The 412-nt window shown below is 42.2% G+C and carries 1 pseudogene; it reads right to left on the bottom strand.

What is annotated here, in order from left to right:
* Positions 1-412: pseudogene (locus HC175_RS19475) on the bottom strand (hypothetical protein); the annotation flags it as partial.

The following is a 412-nucleotide window of genomic DNA, read 5'->3' as shown; positions in this document are numbered from 1 at the left end:
AGATGGTTTCCTTTTAAGTCGAATACCTGGATTTGTACATTTGAAGTGTAATCCATGTCGAACCTAAGATTAAGGCTTTCTTTGAACGGAACTGGATAGGCTGTCACCTGAGATTTCACTCCGTTATTACCATTATTTCCGTTGTTACCGTTATTACCATTGTTGCCGTTTCCGCTGTCAACTTCATCATCACATCCCTCAGACGGTGCTGTTGTTGCTTTGGAACCTCCCAGAGTACAGCCGGCATTATTCAGCATATCCAAATAAGTGCCTGCGCTACCTGCGTTCCAGAAATTAGCATTTACATAAGCTATAACCTCTGCAGTAGTCTCCATTTCATAGTCTACTTCATCACTGCAAGCATTTAATAGCGCAGCTACAGATTGACGACCCAGATTATTAATTCCACCAC

The organism is Salinimicrobium oceani (genome assembly GCF_012037645.1).
Note: the sequence above shows the minus strand (reverse complement) of the source record. Positions and strands in the feature narration are given on the sequence as shown.